At 66.2% G+C, this 201-nt stretch carries 1 protein-coding gene; it reads right to left on the reverse strand.

The features are described from left to right. Nucleotides 1-201: class I tRNA ligase family protein (locus L687_RS24570; protein ID WP_040569578.1), on the reverse strand; the 201-nt coding region annotated here is incomplete at both ends.

Raw genomic sequence — 201 nt, forward strand, 5'->3', positions numbered from 1 at the left:
GGTGAGCACGCGGTCATAATCGCGCTCGCCGTTCTCGTCGAGGGCGTACCACAGGGGGATCGGCACACCGAAGAAGCGCTGACGCGACACGAGCCAGTCGCCCGTGAGACCGCCCACCCAGTTCTCGTAGCGCACGCGCATGAATTCGGGGTGCCAGGAGAGTTCCTCGCCGTGGGCGATGAGCTTGTCGCGCAGTTCGCC

This window comes from Microbacterium maritypicum MF109 (genome assembly GCF_000455825.1).
Taxonomy (GTDB): domain Bacteria; phylum Actinomycetota; class Actinomycetes; order Actinomycetales; family Microbacteriaceae; genus Microbacterium; species Microbacterium maritypicum_A.